Source organism: Kitasatospora sp. NPDC050463 (assembly GCF_040655255.1).
Taxonomy (GTDB): domain Bacteria; phylum Actinomycetota; class Actinomycetes; order Streptomycetales; family Streptomycetaceae; genus Kitasatospora.
Genome location: NZ_JBFAJO010000107.1, coordinates 1 through 21,319, shown reverse-complemented (window position 1 = coordinate 21,319; position 21,319 = coordinate 1). Strand labels below are relative to the sequence as shown.

Here is a 21,319-nt window from a genome sequence, read left to right as displayed (position 1 = left end):
ACCGAGGCGGTGGCGATCACCGGGGCGCCGACCAGGGTGGCGGCCTTGGCCAGGACGGCCACGTTGTTGCGCAGCTCGCGGACGTTGGTGTGGTTGACGATCTGCAGCAGACCGCTCTGGTGGTCCACCAGCAGCACCACGGCGTCCGCGGGGTCGATGAGGCCGTTGTTGCTCGACATGAGGTCTCCCTGGGGTGAGGGCGGGCGTCCGGCACGGGTCCGAACGCCCTCGTTTCACCAGCGGTGTTGTTGCGCTGATGAACTCTTCAACCCCGCTGCCACGGCGACCGCTTCCCATGTCCGGGAGATGACTTCAGATGACGGTAATCTCTATTGGAGATGGATGGGCTCGGTCGTAGAGGAGGGTGGGATGGATCTTCGGCAGATGGAGGTCGTGGTCGCGGTCGCCGAGGAGGGCGGCTTCAGCGCGGCGGCGCGACGCCTGAACGTCGTGCAGTCCGCGGTGTCCACCACGGTGCGCGCTCTTGAGCGCGAGCTGGGCGCACCGCTGTTCCACCGGACCACCCACCGGGTGTCCCTCACCCCAGCGGGTCAGGCGTTTCTCCCGGCCGCCCGTGCCACGTTGCAGGCCGCCGAACAGGCCCGAGCCGCCGTTGACCTGACCAAAGGAGAGCTCCGGGGAGAGATCACGATCGGCGTCATGCAGGGTCTGTACACCGGCCTCGCCCAGGCGCTGGCCGCCTTCCGTCACCAGCATCCGCAGGTGACGGTCAGGCTTCGCCAGGCGCCGGCGGACGACCTCCTGCGGGCACTGCGCGACGCCACCACGGATGCGGCCATCGTGGCGCTGACCCGTCCCCAGCAGCGAGGCCTGACCGTACGAGTGCTGAAGGAGGAGGAGATGGTGCTGATCACGGCGCCGAGCCGCGCGATGGAACCCGAGCGGCCGGTCACCCTCGCCGAGGTGGCCGCCCTGCCACTGGTGGACTTCCCCCTCGGCTGGGCCATCCGGCACTCGGTCGACCGCGCCTTTCGTACGGCCCTCGTCGACCGCACCACCACCTTCGAGGTCAACGACATCCTCAGCGCCACCGACCTGGTCCGCCAGGACCTGGGCGTGTGCATCATGCCGCAATCCCTCGCCGCCCGCTTCCCCGACCTGACGACACGCCGGTTCACCCAGAACGCACCGACCTGGAAGGTGATGGTGGTGCATCCCCCAGGGCAGGCGTCTCCGGCCGTCACCGCACTCTTGCGCCACATCACGTAGGCAGCGGCCTGCCCGCACAGCTGCCGTGCACCTGGGGAGGGCGGGCGAGGAGGTCCGCCGGAAGAAGGAGAAGGAGGAGCGCGAGCGCCGCCGCCCGGCCTGCGCCCGCTGCGCGGTGAAGTTCTCGGACGAGCGGTGGGCCGAGAAGGAGAAGGCCTGGAACGACGACCGGCTGTGCGCCGACTGCCGCCCGGCCGGCGTCGACCGTCGCGCCCGCGAGGCGGCCGAGCGCGAGCAGGCCGCCGCCGAAGCAGAAGCGGCGGTCGAGGCGAAGCGCGCCGGCGTCTGGTGGCGCCGCTCCTGACCGGCCCGACGTGCCCTGGCGCCCGCGGACTGGTTCGGTGCGGAGTGGGAGACGTCCTGCGTGAGGAAGCGGAGCGGATCGCGGCGCTGGCCGGTGAGCTGGGCCTGTGGACGGTCTTCGGCTCCCTCCACCCACTCACCCCACCTACCCGACCCCACAACAGGCCTCTACGTCATCTCCGACCAAGGCCGTCTCGTTGCCAGGTACGACAAGAGGTTCCTGTCGCACACCGAACTGTCCTACCTCTACACCCCCGGCCGGCCGGAGCCGACCGTCTTCGAGGTGGACGGGGTCCGCTTCGGCCTCGCCACCTGCATCGAGGCCAACTTCCCCGCCCTGTTTGCCGAATACGAACGCCTCGACGTCGAATGCGTCCTGCTCTCGGTCATGGTCGACGACCCTGCCCGCGCCACCGTCGCCCAGGCCTACGGCACCCTCTACAACTACTGGCTCGGCTACGCCGTCCCCGCCCAGTACGCCGCCCACGCTCCCTCCGGTGTCGTCGCTCCGGGCGGGCGCTGGCTCGACCGCGCCCCGGCCGACAACCTGCCGGCCCTCGCCGTCGCGGACCTCGACCTCGACTCCGCCGACCGGTTCGGCAGTTGGCGGAGTTGGTGGGCTGCGCCTGGTCGACGGTGGAGGCCAGCAACCTGCGTCCGGAGCAGGCGGGCTGGGTGGTGCGTCGGCGTTCCGATGCGGGCCCGAACCGGGGTGGGGCGTGGGCCCCGCGTGTTCCCCCTGGTGCGGCTGAGCACCTCGGTCAGTGGCTTTGCGGGCCTGTCGCGGGAGTCTTGTATTGCACATGTCTTGAACTCTGGCTGGCGTATGTGTCAGTCTCATTTCGCCACACGGGTGTTCCGGGCGGCAGGCAGTGCACACCCACAGGTGATCCCTCTCCACTCATTGTGAGCGCTAACAATGAGGAACCTGCTGCCAGAGATGGGGATTCCGTACGGCAGAACGGTGGTTGCGTGAACCCCCGCCGTCACCGCATCTTCCCGTGAGACGCCCGGCAGCAATCGAGCCGGTCACCGCTCCGCACATGAGACTGATCCATTTGCGTCGAGAGTGTCGTACCCATCGAAGGAGGATCCGATGCACCACCGCACGCCCTCCGTCTCCACTGGTTTCCGCCCGGTCGTCCCGGCCGCTGTGTTGCTGCTGGTTCTCACGATGGCGCTGGCCGTCCTCGGCGGCCGGGCCGCCGCGAGCGGTCCCGCCGCGGGGGCGAAGCCTGCCGAGGCCCTCCCCGCCGCGGCAGCCGCGCTGCCCTGCGACCTCTACGCGGCCGGCGGTACCCCCTGCATAGGCGCCCACGCAACCACCCGGGCGCTGTTCGCGGGCTACAACGGCCCGCTGTACCAGATCCAGCGCGGATCCGACCACGCGTACCGCGACGTGGGCCTGCTATCCGCCGGCGGCTACGCCGACGCGTCGGCCCAGACGGCCTTCTGCGCCGGAACCTCGTGCACCATCACCAAGATCTACGACCAGAGCAGCCACCACAACGACATGCCCATATCGTCGGGCGGCTACTGGAAGGGCCCCGGCCCGAACGGCGCCGACGTCGGCGCCGACGCCTCGGCACTGCCCGTCACAGCGGGCGGACACCAGGTCTTCGGCGTCAAGGTCACGCAAGGTGTGGGCTACCGCCTCGACCACGCCGACGGAGCTCCCACCGGCTCCCAGCCCGAGGGCATCTACATGGTGACCTCGTCCGACCTCACCAACCAATGGTGCTGCTTCGACTACGGCAGCGGTGAGAACAGCCACACCGACACCGGCAACGCCACCATGAACGCCATCTACTGGGGCAACGCCTGCTGGTTCGGCAGCTGCACCGGTACCGGCCCCTGGGTCGAGGCCGACCTGGAGAACGGGATGTTCCACACCAACACCGGCTCCAACAAGGACCCGGCCAACCAGGGCATCCACTTCCCCTTCGTCAGCGCCCTGGAGAAGAACAACGGGACCAGCAACTTCACCCTGAAGTACGGGAACGCCGCGAGCGGCGGGCTCACCACCACCTACTCCGGTGCGCTGCCCAACGGCTACTCGCCGATGAAGACCGACAGTTCCCTGCTGCTCGGGACCGGGGGCGACAACAGCCCCAACGGCCAGGGCGAGTTCTTCGAGGGCGCCATCACTGCGGGCTTCCCCTCGGATGCCACCGAGAACGCGGTGCAGGCGAGCATCACCGCCGCCGGCTACGGCAAGACCGGCGGTGGCGCGGCCGCTCCGCTGCGCAGCACCAGCGCCAACCGCTGCCTGGACGTCCCGAACGCCGGCCAGACCAATGGCACCCAGAACCAGCTGTGGGACTGCCACGGCGGCACCAACCAGCAGTGGACGGCGACCGCCGCCAAGGAGCTGCGGGTCTACGGCGGCAAGTGCCTGGACGCCGAGGCCAAGGGCACGGCGAACGGTACCAAGGCGATCATCTGGGACTGCAACGGCCAGACCAACCAGCAGTGGAACCTCAACGCCGACGGCACCGTCACCAGCGTCCAGTCCGGCCTGTGCCTGGACGTCAGCGCCTACGGCACCGCGAACGGCACCCTGATCCAGCTGTGGCAGTGCACCGGTGCCGGCAACCAGAAATGGGCCCGCAGCTGAGCTGAACGCCCCCACCCAGGCGAAGAGAGAGAGCGATCCCATGAAGCAACCCACCCGACGCAGATTCCCGGCGTTAAGCCTCACCAGAGGGGGCCTCGTCACGGCCCTGGCCGCCGGCGCCGTCGTGGTCGCGCCCGCAGCGGTCTCGCACGCGGCGACGATGACCACCCTGTACGTTTCGCCGACCGGCAGCGGAACCGCGTGCTCCTCCTCGGCCCCCTGCTCGCTGTCCCAGGCGAAGACCTCCGTGGAAGCCGTCAACGCGAGCATGACCGGGGACATCGTGGTGCAGCTCGCGGGCGGCACCTACCGGCTGGCCGCGCCGCTCACGCTCGGCAGCGCGGACTCGGGCGGCAACGGCCACCGGGTGGTCTGGCAGGCCGCCCCAGGCGCCATCCCGGTGTTGTCGGGTGGGCAGCAGGTGACGGGCTGGACGCTGAAGGACTCCGCGAACAACATCTATGCGGCGTCCGTCCCGACCGGTGTCGACTCGCGGCAGTTGTACGTCGACGGGATGCTGGCGCCGCGCGCGGCGATCGCGATCTCGCGTAGCGACGTGAACATCACCGCGAACGGGATGACCATCGTCAACTCGGCGCTGAACTACCTGGCCACGCTGCCGCAGCAGAACAGGATCGAGCTGGAGAGCCAGAACTCCTTCACCGACCGCTACGCCCCCGTGCAGTCCGTCAGCGGGACCACGGTCACCATGCAGCAGCCGGCGTGGAACAACAACAACTGGGGCTACGACACCCTGGCCAAGCCCTTCGCCGGCGGGTCGCTGCAGTTGGAGAACTCCTACGCGTTCCTGAAGTCCACCGGACAGTGGTTCCTGGACCCGCAGGCAGGCCAGCTGTACTACAAGGCCCCCGCGGGCTGGTCGGCCACGGCCCACGACATCGAACTGCCCCGGTTGACATCCCTGCTGCAGATCAGCGGCAGCTACCCCAAGCCCGCGCACGACATCGCCTTCCAGGGCATCGCCTTCCAGCACACCACCTGGCTGCAGCCCGGCACCTCCGTCGGCTACGCCGACCAGCAGAGCGGGGCGTTCCTGGCGCGCTCCTTCACCCAGCCCTCGGACTTCATGACCTCCTGCCAGTCGGGATGCCAGCTGTTCGAGGCCGCCCGCAACAGCTGGAACCAGGTACCGGCGGCCGTGCAGGTCTCGGCGGCCGCCTCGATCACGTTCTCCGGGGACTCCTTCTCCCACCTGGGCCAGGTGGGCCTCGGCATCGGCAACGACGCCAACGCCCATGCCTCCGGCGTCGGCCTGGGCGCCTCGGACATCACGGTCTCCGGCAACACGTTCACCGACGACTCCGGGGCGGCCATCGTGGTCGGCGGCGTGCAGCCCGACGCCCACCACCCGTCCGACGCCGCGATGACGAACCAGAACATCACCGTCCAGGACAACCGGATCAGCGATGTCGCCAAGGACTACAAGGACATGGCCGGGATCCTCTCGACCTACGTCACCCACGCCGTCATCACCCACAACGAGGTCTCGAACCTCGCCTACGACGGCATCGACGTCGGATGGGGCTGGGGGGCCAACGACATCGACGGAAGCCAGGACTACCGGAACCGCGGCCTATACAACTACCAGCCCGTCTACACCACGGCGACGACCCTGAAGAACACCGTCGTCAGCTACAACAAGGTGCACGGCACCAAGAAGGTCTTCCACGACGGCGGAAGCATCTACTCCCTGTCGGCCAACCCAGGTACGAGCATCGACCACAACTACGTCTACGACAACAAGAACACCGTCGGCCTCTACCTCGACGAGGGCTCCCGCTACGAGACCCTCGGCAGCAACGTGGTCCAGGACTCGGGGGTGTGGGCCTTCACCAACGCGAGTGGTGGCAACAACACCAACGACAGCACCTTCTCCGGCAACTGGTACAACGGGGGCGCCACCCAGGTCGCCACCGGCGCTCCGCACAACAACGTCCTCACCGGAAACGTCCAGGTCAGCGGAGTCAACTGGCCGTCCGAGGCGCAGCAGGTGATCGCTCAGGCGGGGGTGACGGGCGGCAGCGGCGACAGCACCACGGGAGCGGTGCACGCCGTGGGCGCGGGCAAGTGCCTGGACGTGCCGAACGCGTCGACCACCCTGGGCACCCAGACCCAGATCTGGGACTGCAGCGGTGCGGCCAACCAGGTCTTCACCCGTACCCCCAGCGGTCAGTTGACCGTCTACAGCGGCACGAGCCAGCTCTGCCTGGACGCCTACGGGAAGGGCACGAGCAACGGCACCAAGGTCGCCGTCTGGACGTGCAACGGCCAGACCAACCAGCAGTGGACCTTCAACTCCAACGGCACCATCACCGGAGTCCAGTCCGGACTCTGCCTGGACGTGACCGGAGCTTCCACCAGCAACGGCGCCCTGGTCCAACTGTGGACCTGCAGCGGCCAGTCCAACCAGACGTGGAACCTCTCCTGAGGATGCCCTCGGCGAACACCAACGGCGCACCGGGCCCCGGCCCGGTGCGCCACCAACTGGTGGGCTACTCCGGCGGCAACCTCACCGGCACGTCCTGGACCTTCACCAGTGACACACACCCGACCTGCGGGTGACCGGGAACAACGACGTCATCGTCTCCCTGAAGGTCACACTCAACCCGGCGGACCACTTCACCCGGCGAACCACTTCCGGATCACCAACGCCACCAACGGCCTCGTCCTGGACGGCGGCGGCAACGTCGCGAGCGGATCCGGCCTCAAGCAGTGGACCTGGGACGGCAGCACCAACCTGCAGTGGACCTCCACCGTCGGCTGAACAACTGGTGCGCCGACGTCAAGCCGGACCGGGCACGGGCCGGTCGGCGGTGTGACCGCGTGGCGCGCTCAGGTGCCAGATCTCGGCGAGTTCCGTCCACTGGCGGCCCTCGCCCCGGTCGGGCCAGGGCTCCTGGCACGGGTCGGTGACCATGTAGACGATTCACTTGCGGAGCATGGGGATCTGCACGTGCCAGGCGGTCTGCCAGGCGCCCGCGCCATCGATCCGCGCGGCTTCCAGCACGTCCTGCGGAATGTTGTTGAGCGCGCCGTACATGACGACGATCCAACCGCCCGCCCCGGTCCAGAACGCGATGACGGCGAACAGCACCGGCAGGTTGCCGGGCGCGATGACCTGGCCGAAGGTGTCGAATTCCAGTGATCCGAGCAGCGAACTGACCGGGCTCACCGTCGGGTCGAGCATGAACAGCCACACCAGCACGCTCGCTGCGCCCGCCAGCGCGCCGGGGATGTAGTAGAGGAAGCGGAGCGTCTGGCTGGCCCACCCGGAGGAGACCCGGTGCAGCAGCAGCGCCAGACCCACCACGAACACGACCAGCGAGACCAGCCAGAACAGCAGGTAGGCCGCCACGTGACCGAGCGCGTCCACGAACCGGAAGTCCTGCGCCGTGCTGACGAAGTTGGTGAAACCGGGGAACGTGCCCCCGGCGTCGGTGAAGGCGAAGTAGACCGCGTAGCCGATCGGGAGGACGCCGAAGGGGACCAGCAGGAGCACGTAGCCGGCGACGAAGGCCGGGCCGGCCCAGCTCCGGCCGACGCCGCGGGGGCGCCGGCCGGCGACGGCCGGGGAGACGGTGGTGGTCACTGCGAGACCTTGTACCCGAACGACTCGGCGTGCTTGACGATCGAGTCCTGCCAGGCCGGCAGCAGCGACACGATGGTCTGACCCTGGGTCAGGCTGGGCTTGACCGTGGCGGCCCAGACCGCCTCCTGGCTGAACTGGCCCGAGCCCCAGCCCGGCCACACCTGGGAGGAGGCGTCCAGGAGGCCGCCGAGGTCACCGGCGAAGTACCCGGAGGCGCCCTGGGCCTTCAGCCAGCTGTCGGCGGCGGGCGCGTACGCCGGGAAGCCGGGGGCCTTCTCGCCCTGGTAGGCGTTGTCGGTGGTGACCCACGTCAGGAAGTCGGTGGCCGCCTTGAGGTGGGTGGAGTGCTGGGACACCAGCCAGGTGCCGCCGCCGACGTTGCCCGTGGCCGGCGCGGTGTCGCTCTGCCACTGCGGGATCGGGGCCACGCCGATCGTCTTGTCCGGGGTCTTCAGGGTGTCCTTGAACACCGCGCCGCCGAACCACGCCGGGCCGGGCATGAGCAGGACCTTGTCGGTCTCGTTCTTGGCGAAGTCGGTGCTGAAGACCCCGCTGATGGACATGGACTTGTTCTTGATCAGCCCGTCCATGAGCTTGGCCATCTTGGTGCAGTTCTCGCCGCCGGTGTTCACCTCGACGGCCTTGGGGCCGGTGATGTGGTTGGCACCGCACTTGCTCGCCCAGAGATAGATCTCGGGGGTGAAGGAGTCGCCGGCGTCGCCGACCAGGTAGCCCGGGTGTTCGGCGGCCACCTTCTCGCCCAGTTGCTGGTACTCCTCCCAGGTCCTCGGGACGGTGTAGCCGAACTGCTTCAACAGCGGCGCGTTGTACCAGAGCACCGCCTGCGAGAGGTCGTTGCGCAGGCAGTAGACGGTGCCGTCGACGGTACAGACGTCGTTGGCGCCCTTGGCGAACTGCCCCAGGATCTCCGCCGGGACCAGGCCCTTGTCGAGCGGCGCGGCGAAGCCCGCGTCGACCGCCCAGGTCACCTCGTTGTTCTGCGAGCTGAAGACGACGTCGGGCCAGCCCTTGCCGGTCCGGTTGAAGAGCTGGACCTTGGTCTGCAGGTAGTTCGAGCCGTTGGCGTCACCGTCGTAGGAGACGATGTCCAACTTCACCTCCGGGTGGAGCTCCTGGTACTGCTTCGCGGCGGCCAGCCGGGTCGCGTCGACCCAGACCGTCACCGCCCCCGTCGGTCTGCGCCGCCTGGGCGAAGCCGTCCTTGGTGGTCTTCGCGGGAGCCGCGCCACCACACGCGGACACGGTCATCGCCAAGGTGGCCGCGCAGGCGGACAGCAACACCGCTCGTCTCTTGCTGGACACTGCTGCCTTGCCGGCCTGAGGCTTGTTGACGGTCATGATCGACTCCACTGCACGGGCCCGAACGGGTCGGGAGGTGGGGGTGGGGCGACGCCTGGCCATCCCGCGCGGGCGCCAGGAACCGCAGGCTGATCCGCTGTCAGCCTCGGAGATGAATTAGCCGCCCTATCGAGACAGGCGTCAAGGTTTCTCACAGCCCTATTTCGAAGAGGTTTCCGATCTATTCCCTGTCACCATCGCCCGCTTGCGACCAATACCTGAGCTTTGTCTGATTTAGCTTCCAGATTCATGCGAACAGTCCCGGGCCGATGAGTAGGACTTATTGCTCCCGACGGTACAATGTTCCAGCTCAACAACGATCAGTCGCCCCTCGCGCCAGTCACCCTGAGGCAGGACAGATGAACGAGACGCCCACGACCGCCACGGCCTCCCCTGCGCAGGCCTCTCCCGCTGTCGCGGCAGCGGTGAACGGCTCGGGCGAGGAGCGTCGGGACTACCGCCCCGGCTACGAGCTCGTGTCGGAGCAGATCCTCGAGTACATCGCCGCGGAACGCCTGGTACCGGGCGACCGGCTGCCCACCGAGCACGACCTGGCCAAGACCCTGAACACCAGCCGGGCGGTGGTGCGGGAAGCCGTGAAGATCCTCTCGGCGCTCGGCCGCGTCCGAGCGCACAAGGGGCGCGGACTGTTCGTCGCCGACGACGAGGGCATGCTCATCACCAGCCGCTGGGGCGGGTTCTTCCGCCCCGTCGACCTCGACCACGTCCTCATGCTGTTCGAATTCCGCAAGGTCCAGGAGGCGGCCGCCAGCAGCCTTGCCGCCACCCGGGCCACGCCGGCCGAGCTGCGCACCATCGAAGTCGCCATGGAGCAGTGCCGGCACGGCGTCGTCCACGGCCAGGTCGACGTGTTCAACCAGGCCGACGACGACTTCCACACGGCCGTGGCCACCGCCGCGCACAACACCTTCCTGCTCAGCGCCGTACGCGACGCACGCCGACTGCAGCGGCAGTCCAGCGCCATCGGCCTCCACGACATGCTCGGCGCGGGCGCCGAGGCCGCGGTCGAGGAGCACGAGGCGATCTACCGGGCCATTCGCGACGGCCGCCCCGACGAGGCGGCCGCCGCCACGGTGGTGCACCTCGACAGGACGCTGGAGGACTACCGGCGGGAGATCCAGCGACGCCTGTTCGGATGACGACGGAAGCCGAGCACGATCCCGGCACGCGGGTGCCGCTGGTAGCTGGAGGTGATCGAACTGCTCGCCGCGCGGGCCCCGCCCCTGAACCGCCCTGAAGAACCAGGACTCATCCGAGCTTCCACTGCTGGTTGCCCTGCCCGTTGCAGGCCCAGAGCTGGACCGGGGCGCCGTTCGCCGTCGACGCTGCAGTGACGTCCAGGCAGAGCCCTGACTGGCCGCCGGTGACGGTGCCGTTGGCATTTCGGATCCACTGCTGGTTGGGCTGTCCGTTGCAGGTCCAGATGATCACCTTTGTGCCGTTGCTGGTGCCCTTGTTGTTGGCGTCCAGACACATCTGACTGCTGCCGGAGTACACCGTCAGCTGGCCCGATTAGGTGGCGGTCCACGCCTGGTTCGCACCTCCGGAGCAGGAGTAGAGCTGGGCCTGGGTGCTGCTGGTGGTGCTGGAGTTGGGAATGTCCAGGCACTTTCCGGCGCCGACGGCATGCAGCGGGCCGGCACTGGTGTCGCCGCCCGCGCCGACGCTGTAGCCGGCTGCGGCGATGTTGGCTTGGACGGCGTTGTCGGTGGCGTCGGACGGATAGCCGCTGACGACGGCGCCCTCGTAGAAGGTCCCGAGGCTCTGGTTGGTGTTGCCGGCGCAACAGTCGCCACCGCTGCCCAGGATGATGGCGCCCTGCTGCTTCATCGGGCTGTAGCCGGGCGGGAGTGCGCCGTTCCAGAGCGTCGTGAGTCCGCCTGACTGGGCGTCACCGCCCTTGAGCGCGAACTGGGAGGTTCCGTTGTGGCGTCCACTTCAGCGCAGGGGCTGGCCGTGCACGGGGTGTCCGGTTCCGGGGCGGCCGATGAGGGTGAGGATGTGGACCAGACCGTCTTCCTCGATCTCGCGCGGACGGTGCGCTCGGCGTCGGCGTAGATCGGGTATCCGTGGGGTCCGTAGCCGGCCTGCTGCTCGACGAGCACCGTGTCCTGCCCACCGTGGGTGTCGGCGATCACGAAATTCCCCACTGGCGACCGGTTCACGATCACGTAATTCGGCTCTGTCGAAGATCTGGTGATTGGAACTGCCGAACCTCGACGATCAAGGTCCTGGGCTGTTGTGATCAGCGGTTCCTGATAAACTCGCAGGTGAATGTGGCTAACTCAAGGAACTCTGGCGTCAAGCGGACTCCGGTCATCTCGTCCGCAGGCGCGAACGCCGCCGCCACTGACTGGTCGACCTCCGACTCTTCGGTGCCGAAGTGGAAGCCGATGCGGTGCATCGCCTCCAGCTGGTCATCGGGGGTGCCGCCCCGACGGGAATCGGGGAACATCGGCTCGAAGTCCAAGCGCTTTGTGGCGTCCTCGGCCCAGAGGAACGAGTCCACGCCGTTGATGTGCCCGGCAGCTGCCAGCGCGGGCGCCGAAACGCGGCAGGAGCGTGGCTCTCCTGGAAGCTGGGCTGCCGTCCGGCCAGTAGCAGGCTGGTCAGTACGCCGATGGCGTAGACGGCGAAGACGATTGTGACGGTGAACGTGGAGAAGCCGTCGCGTGCCTGGTAGAGGGGGTACAGCGGTGTCGGGACGGTGGAGAATGCCATGGCCGTGACGAACACGGAGGCGATCATCCAGAATCCGGCGCCGTGCCTGCGGGCGGAGTGCTGTGTGTCGCCGCGCTGGGCGGGTGCCCGGTGAGCGGGCCGGGGGGCGGACAGCGACATGTGACTGCTCCGATTTCGCGCCGGCCGTGGGGGCCGGTCGCTGCCCCGGGCCCGGGGGCCCGGGGGAGCAGCGAGGGGATTCAGGCTAGCCGGCTGTGGGCCTGGGCCCACTTGACCTCGGCCCCGGCGGCGTCGCTGCCGGTGGCCTCTGCCTGGGCGCGGCCCACCGACTCCATGACGGCGGCGTAGCCGGGGCTGACGCTGGCGTAGATGCCGCCCCAGTGCGCCCAGTCCTCGCGGGCCCAGGTCTTCTGCAGCTCGGCCGCCACGCCGAGGACGTCCACGACCTTGACGCCGGCCCGGCTCAGGCGCTCGATCGAGATCCGCTGAGCCTCCTCGGAGTAGGTGCCCGAGGCGTCGATGACGGCGTACACGTCGTATCCCTCGGCGAGGGCCGCCAGGGCGGGCTCCACGACGCAGACGCTGGTCATGACGCCGGCGACGAGGAGGGTGCGGCGGCCGGTCCGCTCGACGGCACGGCGCAGGCCCTCCACGTCCCACGCGTTGATCTCACCGTGACGCTGGACGTACGTCGCCTCGGGCGCGTTCTCGAACACCTCCGGGATCAGCGGGCCGTTCGGGCCCTCGGGAACCGAGGCGGTGGCGATCACCGGGGCGCCGACCAGGGTGGCGGCCTTGGCCAGGACGGCCACGTTGTTGCGCAGCTCGCGGACGTTGGTGTGGTTGACGATCTGCAGCAGACCGCTCTGGTGGTCCACCAGCAGCACCACGGCGTCCGCGGGGTCGATGAGGCCGTTGTTGCTCGACATGAGGTCTCCCTGGGGGTAGGGGCGGGCATCCGGAACCGGGCCGAATTGTCCTGGTTTCACCAGCAGCGCTTGCTGCCGATGACCTGTTCAACCCCCTGCCGCAGTGGTCGCTTCCCATCTCGGGGAGATGGTTCGAGATGACGGTAATCTCTTTCGGAGATGGCCTGGGGGTTCGACCGTACGGAGGAGTCCGGATCGTCGCCGGAGACCGCGAGGCCGCCTGCAGATCCTCGAAGCAGACCGCCACCGGCACAATGAGGGCCTCAGCCGGGTCGAGGAGCCTGTGGGGCTCCCACGGGTTGTCGGTCTCGGCTAACCGCCCCACACCGCGGCTTCGGCCTGGACCTGAAGTGGCGCGTCGAGTTCGACGAAATCGTCGATCCTCGCTGCGTCGAGATGCAGAGGCAGTCTGCCAACGGCGGCATGGACACGTTGACGCTGTTGTCGCTGACGACCCCCTTCCTCCAACTGATCGACGCTCAAGCACATGGGTTCGCCGAGGACAAGGAGATGGTCGTTCTGACCGAAGTGGACAGCTCGTTGTGGGACGTCAGGGTGGTCGACGAGCGCGTACTCAACGAACTTCACCGCCACTGTCCCGGGGCGACGGACATTGGCGTGACGGCGTCGCCGCTGTAGTTGTTCCGGCTCAGGATTTGGCGTGCCTGGCGGGACAGCGGCCGAGGTGGGAGATGTGATCGTTCGCGGAGCTCTGCTCTCCAGCGAAAAGCCTTCCGAGGGCTTTCAGCTGGCGAGTGGGCGCTTGGGCGAGCTGAGCGCCAGAGTGGGCGGGCAACCGGATTGGCGCGGTTACGCCAGTGCCTTCGCAGTCCCTGGAGGCTGTCGTCATGGGCGCACGTGGAGGGGGCTGACAGACCGGGGGAAGGCGGTGTGCTGGGGTGCCGAAGGTGTTGGCGCACGGTAGAACGTAGGGGTGACGGGCGAGAACATCCCTGAGGAGGATGCACGGCTGCGGGGCGTGACAAGGCCTGGGATCGACTACCGGGCGCTGTTCGCGGTCACTCCAAGCCCCTATATGGTGCTGGGCCCGGACCTGGTGATCGCTGACGTCAACGAGGCGGCCTGCCGGGTGACCGGCCGTGCCCGGGAGGATCTGCTCGGGCGGTATCTCTTCGACGCATTCCCTGACAATCCGGCGGACCAGGACGCTGAAGGGGTGCGGAATCTGCACGTCTCCCTGCGCCGGGTCCTGCGCTCGAAGGAGCCGGACACGGTTGCGGTGCAGAAGTACGACATTCCGGTGGCCGACCAGCCCGGCGTGTTCGAGGAGCGGTGGTGGTCCGCGATCAACACCCCGGTGCTCGGGCCGGATGGGCAGGTGGCGTGGATCATTCACCGGGGGGAGGACGTGACCGCGTTCATCCTTTCCCACCCCGGGCCGCGAGAAGGCGGGGTGCTCAGCGATGTGGAGGCGATGGAGGTCGAGCTGTACGCGCGAGCGCGCGAGCTCCAGCGACTGAACGAGGAACTGCGCCAAGCCCACGCCCGGGAACGCCAGGTCGCCGTCACCTTGCAGGAGGCCATGCTCCACTCGCCCCATCTGGCCAGGCACCGGGACACCGCAGTGCGCTACTTGCCCGCCGTCGGGTCACTGAACGTGTGCGGCGACTGGTACGAGGTGTTCGACCTGGCCGAGAACAGATTCGCCGTCGCGGTCGGCGACGTCGTTGGCCACGGCCTGGAGGCCGCCGCCGTCATGGGCATGCTCCGCAGTGCGCTGTCCGCCTCCGTCCGGGCCGTCGAAGGGCCCGCGAGGGCCCTGGACTGTCTGGGCCTGTATGCACGCTACGTCGAGGGTGCGCTGGCCACCACCGTCGTCCAAGCGGTCGTCGACACCACCGCTCGCCGCATCACGTACAGCAGCGCCGGCCATCCGCCCCCCGTCCTGGTCCACCGAGACGGCACCTACGACCTGCTCGACCAGGCCACCGACCCTCCGCTGGGAGCCCGCCCCCAACATGTCCCACGTCCCCAGAGCGCCCTGCCCTACACCCCCGGCGACACCCTCGTGCTCTACACCGACGGCCTCATCGAACGCCGCGGCGAGGACATCGACGCCAGCCTGCAGCGCCTCACCGACGCGCTCGCCCGCTATGCCTGCCTCGACCCCGAACACCTCGCCGACGCCCTGCTCGCGCGCCTCGGCGTCAGCAGCGGCGCCTCCGACGACATCGCCCTGATCGTTCTCCGCCTATGACCCGCGCGCGGCCGACTGAGTGCCACAGGAGCCTGCCACCCCCCACCGACAGCATCACCGATAGACCAGAACGCCTGATGGCCGCCGCGTTCGGGTTGGAGGTGGTGCCGGCGAATGTGAAGGCGTTGCGGTCGAAGGCGAAGCGGCTGGTGGCCCGCGGCTGGCCGGCCGAGACCGCGCCGGGCAGTCCTTGTGCGGGCGAGGCACCCGAGGATGCCGCCTTCCGCTCCACGAAGGCGGTCAGCGCCGCCTGGCCCTGGGCGAACCGGTCGGTGCGGGACACCGCCGGCTTCGCCTTTGCGGCCTCTTTCGCCGCCACCGGCTTGGGGTCCTCCTCGATGCCGACCGCCGACAGCAGGTCCCGCTGCTCCTCGTCCAAACCGGTCCACACGGCCCGCTGCGCCTGCACCCAGCGCCCGAGCTGCTCACCCTCGAACACCGTCTCCACGGGCAACTGCGCCCAGTCAACGTGGCCCTCGGACTCCAGCCACCTCTGCCGGGCGATGGCGTAGGCGCGCTGCCAGGTGATCGGCCAAGCCGGGCACCACCAGGGGTCGAGACAAGGGACAGCTGGTGGAAGCGGTGGCCGGGCAGCTCGGCAGCCGCGTGGCCGCCGGGCACGCGGTGGACGCGGTCCTCGACGTCATGGTGCGCGCGGTGGTGGCGGGCGAGCCTCCCGACAACTCGGAGCGTGCTGTCGGCGGCGCCGGGCGCGAGGAGTCCGCGTCGGCCGCAGAAGCCCCGGCCGTGCCGATGAAGAGTCCGGCCCGCCGGGCCCCGTCAACCGCACCTGCCCGGCCGAAGACCACCGGGGCGAAGAAAGAGCCTGGCGGCGGCGAAGACTACCCGCGCCGGGACGAGCGCGACAGGGAGGAGCCGCTCCGCCGCGGCCCGCCGGGAGGACCTCGGCGGGCTGACGAAGGCCCAGCTGTACAAGCGGGCCACCGACCTGGACATCGCCCACCGCTCCACGATGAGCCGCGACGAACTGCAGAAGGCCGTCGCGCAGGCCGGCCGTCACCTGCGCTCAGCGTCCTGAGCCGGCTCAGCTGGAGGACGGCCAACCCGTGCACGACCCGGCTGCCTTCCTCGCTACGTGCAGTGCCTTGGCCAGGGCGTCGGCGCTCGTGTCTTCCAGGCCTCTGCGGCCGGCGAGCGGCGGTGCCCGTACGTGCGTTTCTGGCGCCCGACCTACCACCGACCAGGTGCCGCCACGGAGCAGCTGACGCGGCCGACCACAGATGCCGGGCTGGTCCACACCGGCGCCACGACCTCCCAGGCATCAGGTTCGTAGGCCCCAGCCGATCGTCCTGGCCGCCCTCGGGCGAGGCGGGGTGGTGCGGGCTGACCCACCTTTTCGGGAAGAGCGCCATTCGGCGCCGTCGGTACAGCCAGGCCACCTGGACATGGCCGGCCCGACGGGTGATGAGGAACTGAATGCCGTTGTCGTACCGGTCACGGCGATTGTCGATCGAATGGGAGTCCCGTACGCAGCAGCGCGCCTGACGGGCGGTCGTCAGTCCGGTCGGCCGGGGTGGGCCAGGTGAGGGCGAGGGTTGCCGCGACGGCGGTGCCTTGGCGGTGGCCGGCGCGGGCGGCGGCTGGGCGGCGGGCGTTGGCGGTGAGGTCGCGGCCCATCGCGCGGCGGGCTTCGTCGTCCGGGGCCACCAGGGTGGTGTGGATGCCGGACGCGCGGAGTTCGGCCGCCTGGTGCTGGGCGTTGGGATGTGGGCCGACGGCGGTGGGAATTGGCGTGATGGCGAGGACCTGCCGGTGGCCGGCGGCCAGCTGGAGGTTTCCGGTGGAGCGGGTGCCGCCGTCGATCCACTGCCTCCCGAGGGCGGTGACGGGTTGCCAGACCAGCGGTACGGCGCAGCTGGCCGCGACCGCGTCGACGAGGTCGAGCCCGGCTCCGGCGTCGAAGGCCTTGACCCGTCCGGTGGTGGCTTCGATGGCGGTGATCCGTAGGGGGCGATCGGGCCAGGCGGTGGGGGCGCCGAGCATGGCCCGCACGATGTCGTGCAGGTCGTGGTCGGGGTGGGGGTTGGCGGTGAGGGCGGCGTGCCCGAGGCGCCGAATGGAGCGTTCGGGGTTGCGGGTGGGGAGTGCCGCCCACAGGAAGCGGGCGGTCTGGGCGAGGGTGACGCCCATAGCGATTCGGTCGAGGTCCGCGAGTTGGCGTCGGTACAGCTCGCGGGGGTCTTCGCCGAAGGCGAGCCGGGTGCCGTAGATCGCTCCGGCGGAGGTGCCGATGACGGTGTCTGCTGCTGCCGGGTCGACGCCCGCCTCGGCGAGGCCGGCGAGTACGCCGACCGTCCAGGCGCCGCCGACGGGTCCGCCGCCGCCGAGTACCACTGCGGTGTCGTTCATGGCAGTCCCTCTCCCTCATGGAAGCATCAAAACAGGGATCGCTCCCCGTTTCTTGTCGTGAGACGATAGCACCAGTACCGGGGAGCAGTCCCCACTTTCCGGAGGTGAGCATGGACGGCGCGAACGACACGGCACCACCCAGGCGGCGCGACGCCCGACGCAACCGGGACCTCCTGGTCGACGCGGCCCGCGCGGCGTTCGCCGAGCAGGGTCTCGACGCCCCGCTCGACGGGCGGTCAGCTTGCTGGGGTGAATCCGTCGGATTGGTCGAGTTGGAAGGGCGGACCGGGAGCCTCCGGTGTCCAGCCCTCGGCTCGGGCGGTCCGGATAGCCGTGGCCACCTCTCCAGGCAGGACGGCGCGGGCAGGGAACCCGAGCCAGTTGCTGGGATGGGGCCGGTTCGTGGTGACCACCAGCGTGGTGCCCGGCGTGTCGTCCTGTTCGACCGCGTAGGCCAGCGGCCGCCAGGCCAGGCCGCGCGAGTAGGTCGCCCGCCTGCGGACCTCGTCTCTTTGACTGCGGCCATGATCGCTGCGATGTCGGAGTAGAGGAAGACCCGCCCTCGTCGCCGGTTGTAGGGCACCAGTCCCATCGGCGGCACCTCGGTCGCCGTCCTCGGCCCACCGCGACCCCGGCCTCGCCTTCAGCAGCGGCTCACACATCACGGCCAGGACCGTGTCGTCGTTCGCGCTGGTCTCCCCGACGACCCCCTGCAAGCTCACCCCCCGGGCGTGGGGTGCATAGCGCTCCCGCAGAGCGGCTCCGGCCTCCTTCAACACGGTGGTCGCCGCGGACAGGAACGTCGGGTCAGCGTCAAAAGGCCTGGTCGTGCGCATAGCGGGCTCCCTGAATTCGATAGAAGCGGGCCGGTGTCGGATGGCATGCGCGGCCCGGCATCTCGAAGGTAGAAGCCTTCATCATTAACAACAAGTGCATGCTTTTCACTTGTATAGTTACTGCCATGCAACTGGATTTGAATCTGCTCACCGCCCTGGACGCGCTGCTGGAAGAAGGCAGCGTGGCCGGGGCCGCAGCCCGGCTTCACGTCACCGCACCCGCGATGAGCCGCTCGCTAGGCCGTATCCGCAAGGCCACCGGCGACCAGATCCTGGTCCGCACCGGACGCCACATGACGCCCACCCCCCGCGCGCTCGCCATGCGCACCGAGGTCCACACCCTGGTACAGCAAGCTCACCAGTTGCTGTCCGCCCGTACGGACTTCGACCTGGCGGGCCTGGAGCGGGTGTTTACCGTCCGCTGGCACGACGCCCTCACCACCGCCTGCGGGACCGCCCTCGTCGCCGCGGTGCACCGCCAGGCCCCGGGGGTGAAGATGCGTCTCACGGTCGAGCCCGGCCACGACACCCCTGAGCTGCGTCGCGGGGAGGTCGATGTGGCCTCAAGTGCCGATCCGCCGTCTCAGCCCGACATCCGTCACCGCCTCATCGGCCAGGACAAGATCATCCTCGCTGTCCGGGCGGGTCATCCGCTCACCGAAGGGCCGGTGACCGTCGAGAGGTACGCGGCGGCCGATCACGTGACCGTCTCCCGGCATGGAAGCCTGCGCGACCGGGTCGACGAGGTCGTCGCCGCCCTCGGCCACGAGCGCCGTGTCATCGTCTCCGCCCCCGCGACGGACACCGCGCTGCAGCTCGCCCGTGACGCCGACGTCGTGGTCACCCTCCCCGACGCGGTCACCCGCTCCGCCCGCGACCAGCTGGGCCTGACCACGCTTCAGCTGCCATTCGACCTGCCGCCCGTACCTCTCTATCTGCTCTGGCACCGGCGTTACGACGACGACCCCGCCCACACCTGGCTGCTCAACATAGCGACGCAGACCCTCCAGGACCTGTTCACCGCTCCCCCACACCTCTGACCAGTAGCGTTTCGTCGGCACACACGCGATGGGCTGCCGCGCTCCGGGGGAAGGCAGCGTGGTCGGCCGGTGCTGCTGAGCGTCACCCGACGGTGGCGGGCTCGGTGATCTGGACACGCTGTTGGCGGCCTCGGAACTGCACTACGAGGTTCGCGCCCAGCGCCGCCCCGACGATCCCGAGGACCGGGGTCCGCCATCCCGTTGCCGCCAGCGGTCCCAGCAGCGCTCCCGCGAGCACCCCACTGGGTGGCGACGGCCGCCACCGGCGACCACCGGTGGCTGATCCCCGTCGCGGCGTTCGCGATCGTCCGCATGCAGGCGATCGTCGTCCGGCCGGACGCGTTCATGCAGTCCATTCCGGACCTGGTCGTCTTCATCCTGCTGATCGCACCCCTCCCCTCCCTGGTGATCGCCGCCCAGCGCCGACCGGGGCAAGGGCTCGCCGAATAGGAGCGCGCCCCTGGTGGGGCGGTCAAGCCCGGCGGCCCACGTCGTACCGGAAGACGTGTGTGACCGAACTCCCCTCAACGGAAGAAACAGAGCGATGCCTCAGCACGATTCTCAGTCCCTGCCCGCGCACCCTCCGGGGGTCTCAAGGCAGGCCCCCGAGGACCCCCGCCCGTCGCGTACCCCACGGCCGTGGGCGCCGGCTCTGCTGTACACCCTGGGGTTCCTGACGGTCTACCTGCTCGCCATCTGCACCCCGGGGGGCAACGAGCTGAGAACGCCCTGTTTGATCTCGGTGAGCAGGGGGGTGAAGAAGCATGGATCTACCCGCTGTCAGGGGCGGTCTACGGCTCGACGCCCCTGCCGCCGATGGAGTTGAGCGCCAAGCCCACCCTGATGGTGGGTCTGGCCGTCATCGTGGTCCTCACCCTGGTGCGGCGATGCTGACGGCAGGGGTGCGCGGCGCTCGTGGTCGTCATTCTCCGCCACGCCGTCAGGGCTGCCACGCCACGGGATGACAGGACGGGTCATACCTGCTGACCGAAGCAACCAGGCCCAAGAAGCGCTGGCACTCCCGACCTTCGACGTCCCAATCGCTCTCCGCGGCGGGACGGTCGGGGGCCGCGGAGAGAACCGCCGCTCTGGCCGCCCTCGCCGTGCACGGACACGGCTAGAACCTGAACGTTCGCTCCGGCTGCCTGCCGGCGGTAGCGATCGAGGGCCCTGAACACCGGTCGGCCACCGGTCCCGGGCGGAACTGGTCGGGTGACCGGGTATGCCATTCGACTGAACGGGGTGCCCGTGACCCCGGGCCGCGTGTTTTCCCGGACGGACGACTGGTGGTTCGGAACGAGCCGGACGTATATGGAGGGGCCAGGTACTTGAGGTAGCGAGTGCGACGGACCGGTTGGACAGAGGAAGCGTCCTGACGGAACTGCGGGACGCGATCTCAACCAGGTCCGTTTCGTGATGGCGGGGGTGCTCCTGCCCCAACTGGGTTTCGCCCTCTCCTACATGGGCGCCTACCACGCACCGAAGCCCCACCGTGTCCCGATCGCCGTGCTCGCGCCGGCGGCCGTCGAATCGGATCTGGTGGCCCGGCTCAACGCGCTGCCGGGCGACCCGTTGCACGTGAGCGCTGTCGCGGATCTGGCGCGTCCCGGCTTCTGGAACGGAGCACGGATGCGGCGCTTCTCGTCAACGCGACCGGGCGCACCGACACCTTGCTGGTCGCCACGGCAGGCGAGCCGTCGGCGGCCGACGCCGCCGCGAAGATCGTGCTTGCCGTAGAGCGGACCCAGAACCGTGCCATGGTGGTGCGGGACATCCGCCCACCCGCAGCCGGCGATTCCCGGGGGCGGTCGTCCTTCTACCTGGTCCTCAGTTGGACGATCGGCGGCTATCTCGCCGCGTCAGCTCTGAACATGGCCGCCGGTTCGAAGCGCCCCACACTGCGCCGTACCCTGGTGCGCCTGACAGCGATGGTTCCGTACGCCTTCGTGTCCGGTGTCGGTGGCGCGATCATCGTGGGGCCGGTGCTGAGCTGTCTTCCGGGGGCCTTATGGGACCTCGTCGGGATCGGCACTCTGGTGGTGTTCGCCTCCGGTGCGGTGGGTGTGGCCCTGCAGTCCCTGGCGGGGACGGTGGGGCTGGGCCT

15 protein-coding genes and 9 pseudogenes are annotated in these 21,319 nt (G+C 69.3%); 15 read left to right on the top strand and 9 right to left on the bottom strand.

Annotation, left to right across the window (positions count from 1 at the left end; all coding sequences use genetic code 11):
• Nucleotides 1–369: 369 nt before the first annotated feature.
• From AB0J08_RS37755 to AB0J08_RS37730, 6 genes and pseudogenes are all read left to right on the top strand, one after another.
• Nucleotides 370–1,230: a LysR family transcriptional regulator gene (locus AB0J08_RS37755; RefSeq protein ID WP_360643389.1), complete on the top strand. Its 861-nt coding sequence runs from the start codon at nucleotides 370–372 to the stop codon at nucleotides 1,228–1,230.
• Between the two features lie 25 nt (nucleotides 1,231–1,255).
• Nucleotides 1,256–1,534 (top strand): hypothetical protein, encoded by a 279-nt coding sequence (locus tag AB0J08_RS37750; RefSeq protein ID WP_360643386.1) that lies wholly within the window; start codon nucleotides 1,256–1,258, stop codon nucleotides 1,532–1,534.
• A gap of 60 nt (nucleotides 1,535–1,594) precedes the next feature.
• Nucleotides 1,595–2,443, top strand: coding sequence for a carbon-nitrogen hydrolase family protein (locus tag AB0J08_RS37745; RefSeq protein ID WP_360643384.1), 849 nt, complete (start codon nucleotides 1,595–1,597; stop codon nucleotides 2,441–2,443).
• A gap of 186 nt (nucleotides 2,444–2,629) precedes the next feature.
• Nucleotides 2,630–4,150, top strand: a complete 1,521-nt coding sequence (locus AB0J08_RS37740; RefSeq protein ID WP_360643381.1) for an arabinofuranosidase catalytic domain-containing protein — start codon at nucleotides 2,630–2,632, stop codon at nucleotides 4,148–4,150.
• A 40-nt stretch (nucleotides 4,151–4,190) separates the two neighbouring features.
• Nucleotides 4,191–6,599 (top strand): ricin-type beta-trefoil lectin domain protein, encoded by a 2,409-nt coding sequence (locus AB0J08_RS37735; RefSeq protein WP_360643378.1) that lies wholly within the window; start codon nucleotides 4,191–4,193, stop codon nucleotides 6,597–6,599.
• 50 nt (nucleotides 6,600–6,649) lie between these two features.
• Nucleotides 6,650–6,917 (top strand): annotated as a pseudogene (locus AB0J08_RS37730) (alpha-L-fucosidase); the annotation flags it as partial.
• 36 nt (nucleotides 6,918–6,953) lie between these two features.
• Here the strand turns inward: AB0J08_RS37730 and AB0J08_RS37725 are convergent.
• The 3 genes and pseudogenes from AB0J08_RS37725 to AB0J08_RS37715 form a co-directional block, all read right to left on the bottom strand.
• The gene (locus AB0J08_RS37725; RefSeq protein ID WP_360643375.1) at nucleotides 6,954–7,088 is read right to left on the bottom strand and encodes a hypothetical protein; all 135 of its coding nucleotides are present in this window, start codon (nucleotides 7,086–7,088) and stop codon (nucleotides 6,954–6,956) included.
• 12 nt (nucleotides 7,089–7,100) lie between these two features.
• Nucleotides 7,101–7,760, bottom strand: a pseudogene (locus AB0J08_RS37720) (sugar ABC transporter permease); the annotation flags it as partial.
• Nucleotides 7,757–9,119 (bottom strand): annotated as a pseudogene (locus AB0J08_RS37715) (ABC transporter substrate-binding protein). The pseudogenes AB0J08_RS37720 and AB0J08_RS37715, both read right to left, overlap by 4 nt.
• A gap of 359 nt (nucleotides 9,120–9,478) precedes the next feature.
• On the opposite strand from AB0J08_RS37715, the gene AB0J08_RS37710 reads away from it, so the two are divergent.
• Nucleotides 9,479–10,279, top strand: coding sequence for an FCD domain-containing protein (locus tag AB0J08_RS37710; RefSeq protein ID WP_360643372.1), 801 nt, complete (start codon nucleotides 9,479–9,481; stop codon nucleotides 10,277–10,279).
• Nucleotides 10,280–10,388: 109 nt separating this feature from the next.
• On the opposite strand, the pseudogene AB0J08_RS37705 reads toward AB0J08_RS37710, so the two are convergent.
• The 4 genes and pseudogenes from AB0J08_RS37705 to AB0J08_RS37690 form a co-directional block, all read right to left on the bottom strand.
• Nucleotides 10,389–11,072 (bottom strand): annotated as a pseudogene (locus tag AB0J08_RS37705) (arabinofuranosidase catalytic domain-containing protein); the annotation flags it as partial.
• A complete protein-coding gene (locus tag AB0J08_RS37700) occupies nucleotides 10,967–11,278 on the bottom strand; it encodes a DUF6296 family protein (RefSeq protein WP_360643369.1) in 312 nt (103 codons plus the stop codon). The pseudogene AB0J08_RS37705 and the gene AB0J08_RS37700, both read right to left, overlap by 106 nt.
• Before the next feature lie 107 nt (nucleotides 11,279–11,385).
• Nucleotides 11,386–11,649, bottom strand: coding sequence for a DUF6461 domain-containing protein (locus AB0J08_RS37695; protein WP_360643366.1), 264 nt, complete (start codon nucleotides 11,647–11,649; stop codon nucleotides 11,386–11,388).
• A 412-nt stretch (nucleotides 11,650–12,061) separates the two neighbouring features.
• The gene (locus AB0J08_RS37690; RefSeq protein ID WP_360643363.1) at nucleotides 12,062–12,751 is read right to left on the bottom strand and encodes an isochorismatase family protein; all 690 of its coding nucleotides are present in this window, start codon (nucleotides 12,749–12,751) and stop codon (nucleotides 12,062–12,064) included.
• Nucleotides 12,752–13,174: 423 nt separating this feature from the next.
• Between AB0J08_RS37690 and AB0J08_RS37685 the strand changes: the two genes are divergently transcribed.
• On the top strand, nucleotides 13,175–13,390 hold the full coding sequence (locus tag AB0J08_RS37685; protein ID WP_360643360.1) for a hypothetical protein: 216 nt from the start codon (nucleotides 13,175–13,177) through the stop codon (nucleotides 13,388–13,390).
• A 340-nt stretch (nucleotides 13,391–13,730) separates the two neighbouring features.
• Nucleotides 13,731–14,969, top strand: a complete 1,239-nt coding sequence (locus tag AB0J08_RS37680; protein ID WP_360643357.1) for a SpoIIE family protein phosphatase — start codon at nucleotides 13,731–13,733, stop codon at nucleotides 14,967–14,969.
• Here AB0J08_RS37680 and AB0J08_RS37675 read toward each other — a convergent pair.
• Nucleotides 14,920–15,498 carry a helicase associated domain-containing protein gene (locus AB0J08_RS37675; protein ID WP_360643392.1) on the bottom strand — a complete coding sequence of 193 codons (579 nt, stop codon included), beginning with the start codon at nucleotides 15,496–15,498 and terminating at the stop codon, nucleotides 14,920–14,922. The two genes, AB0J08_RS37680 and AB0J08_RS37675, sit on opposite strands and share 50 nt — an antisense overlap.
• Nucleotides 15,499–15,539: 41 nt before the next feature.
• Between AB0J08_RS37675 and AB0J08_RS37670 the strand changes: the two are divergent.
• Nucleotides 15,540–15,641 (top strand): annotated as a pseudogene (locus AB0J08_RS37670) (DNA-binding protein); the annotation flags it as partial.
• A gap of 783 nt (nucleotides 15,642–16,424) precedes the next feature.
• On the opposite strand, the gene AB0J08_RS37665 reads toward AB0J08_RS37670, so the two are convergent.
• Nucleotides 16,425–17,339 (bottom strand): patatin-like phospholipase family protein, encoded by a 915-nt coding sequence (locus tag AB0J08_RS37665; protein WP_360643354.1) that lies wholly within the window; start codon nucleotides 17,337–17,339, stop codon nucleotides 16,425–16,427.
• Nucleotides 17,340–17,449: 110 nt separating this feature from the next.
• On the opposite strand from AB0J08_RS37665, the pseudogene AB0J08_RS37660 reads away from it, so the two are divergent.
• The 5 genes and pseudogenes from AB0J08_RS37660 to AB0J08_RS37640 all read left to right on the top strand — a co-directional run.
• Nucleotides 17,450–17,569 (top strand): annotated as a pseudogene (locus AB0J08_RS37660) (TetR/AcrR family transcriptional regulator); the annotation flags it as partial.
• Nucleotides 17,570–18,300: 731 nt separating this feature from the next.
• Nucleotides 18,301–19,215, top strand: a complete 915-nt coding sequence (locus AB0J08_RS37655; protein WP_360643351.1) for a LysR family transcriptional regulator — start codon at nucleotides 18,301–18,303, stop codon at nucleotides 19,213–19,215.
• 243 nt (nucleotides 19,216–19,458) lie between these two features.
• Nucleotides 19,459–19,665, top strand: a pseudogene (locus tag AB0J08_RS37650) (hypothetical protein); the annotation flags it as partial.
• Between the two features lie 94 nt (nucleotides 19,666–19,759).
• Nucleotides 19,760–20,106 (top strand): annotated as a pseudogene (locus AB0J08_RS37645) (prepilin peptidase); the annotation flags it as partial.
• 490 nt (nucleotides 20,107–20,596) lie between these two features.
• Nucleotides 20,597–21,319, top strand: a pseudogene (locus AB0J08_RS37640) (DUF3533 domain-containing protein); the annotation flags it as partial.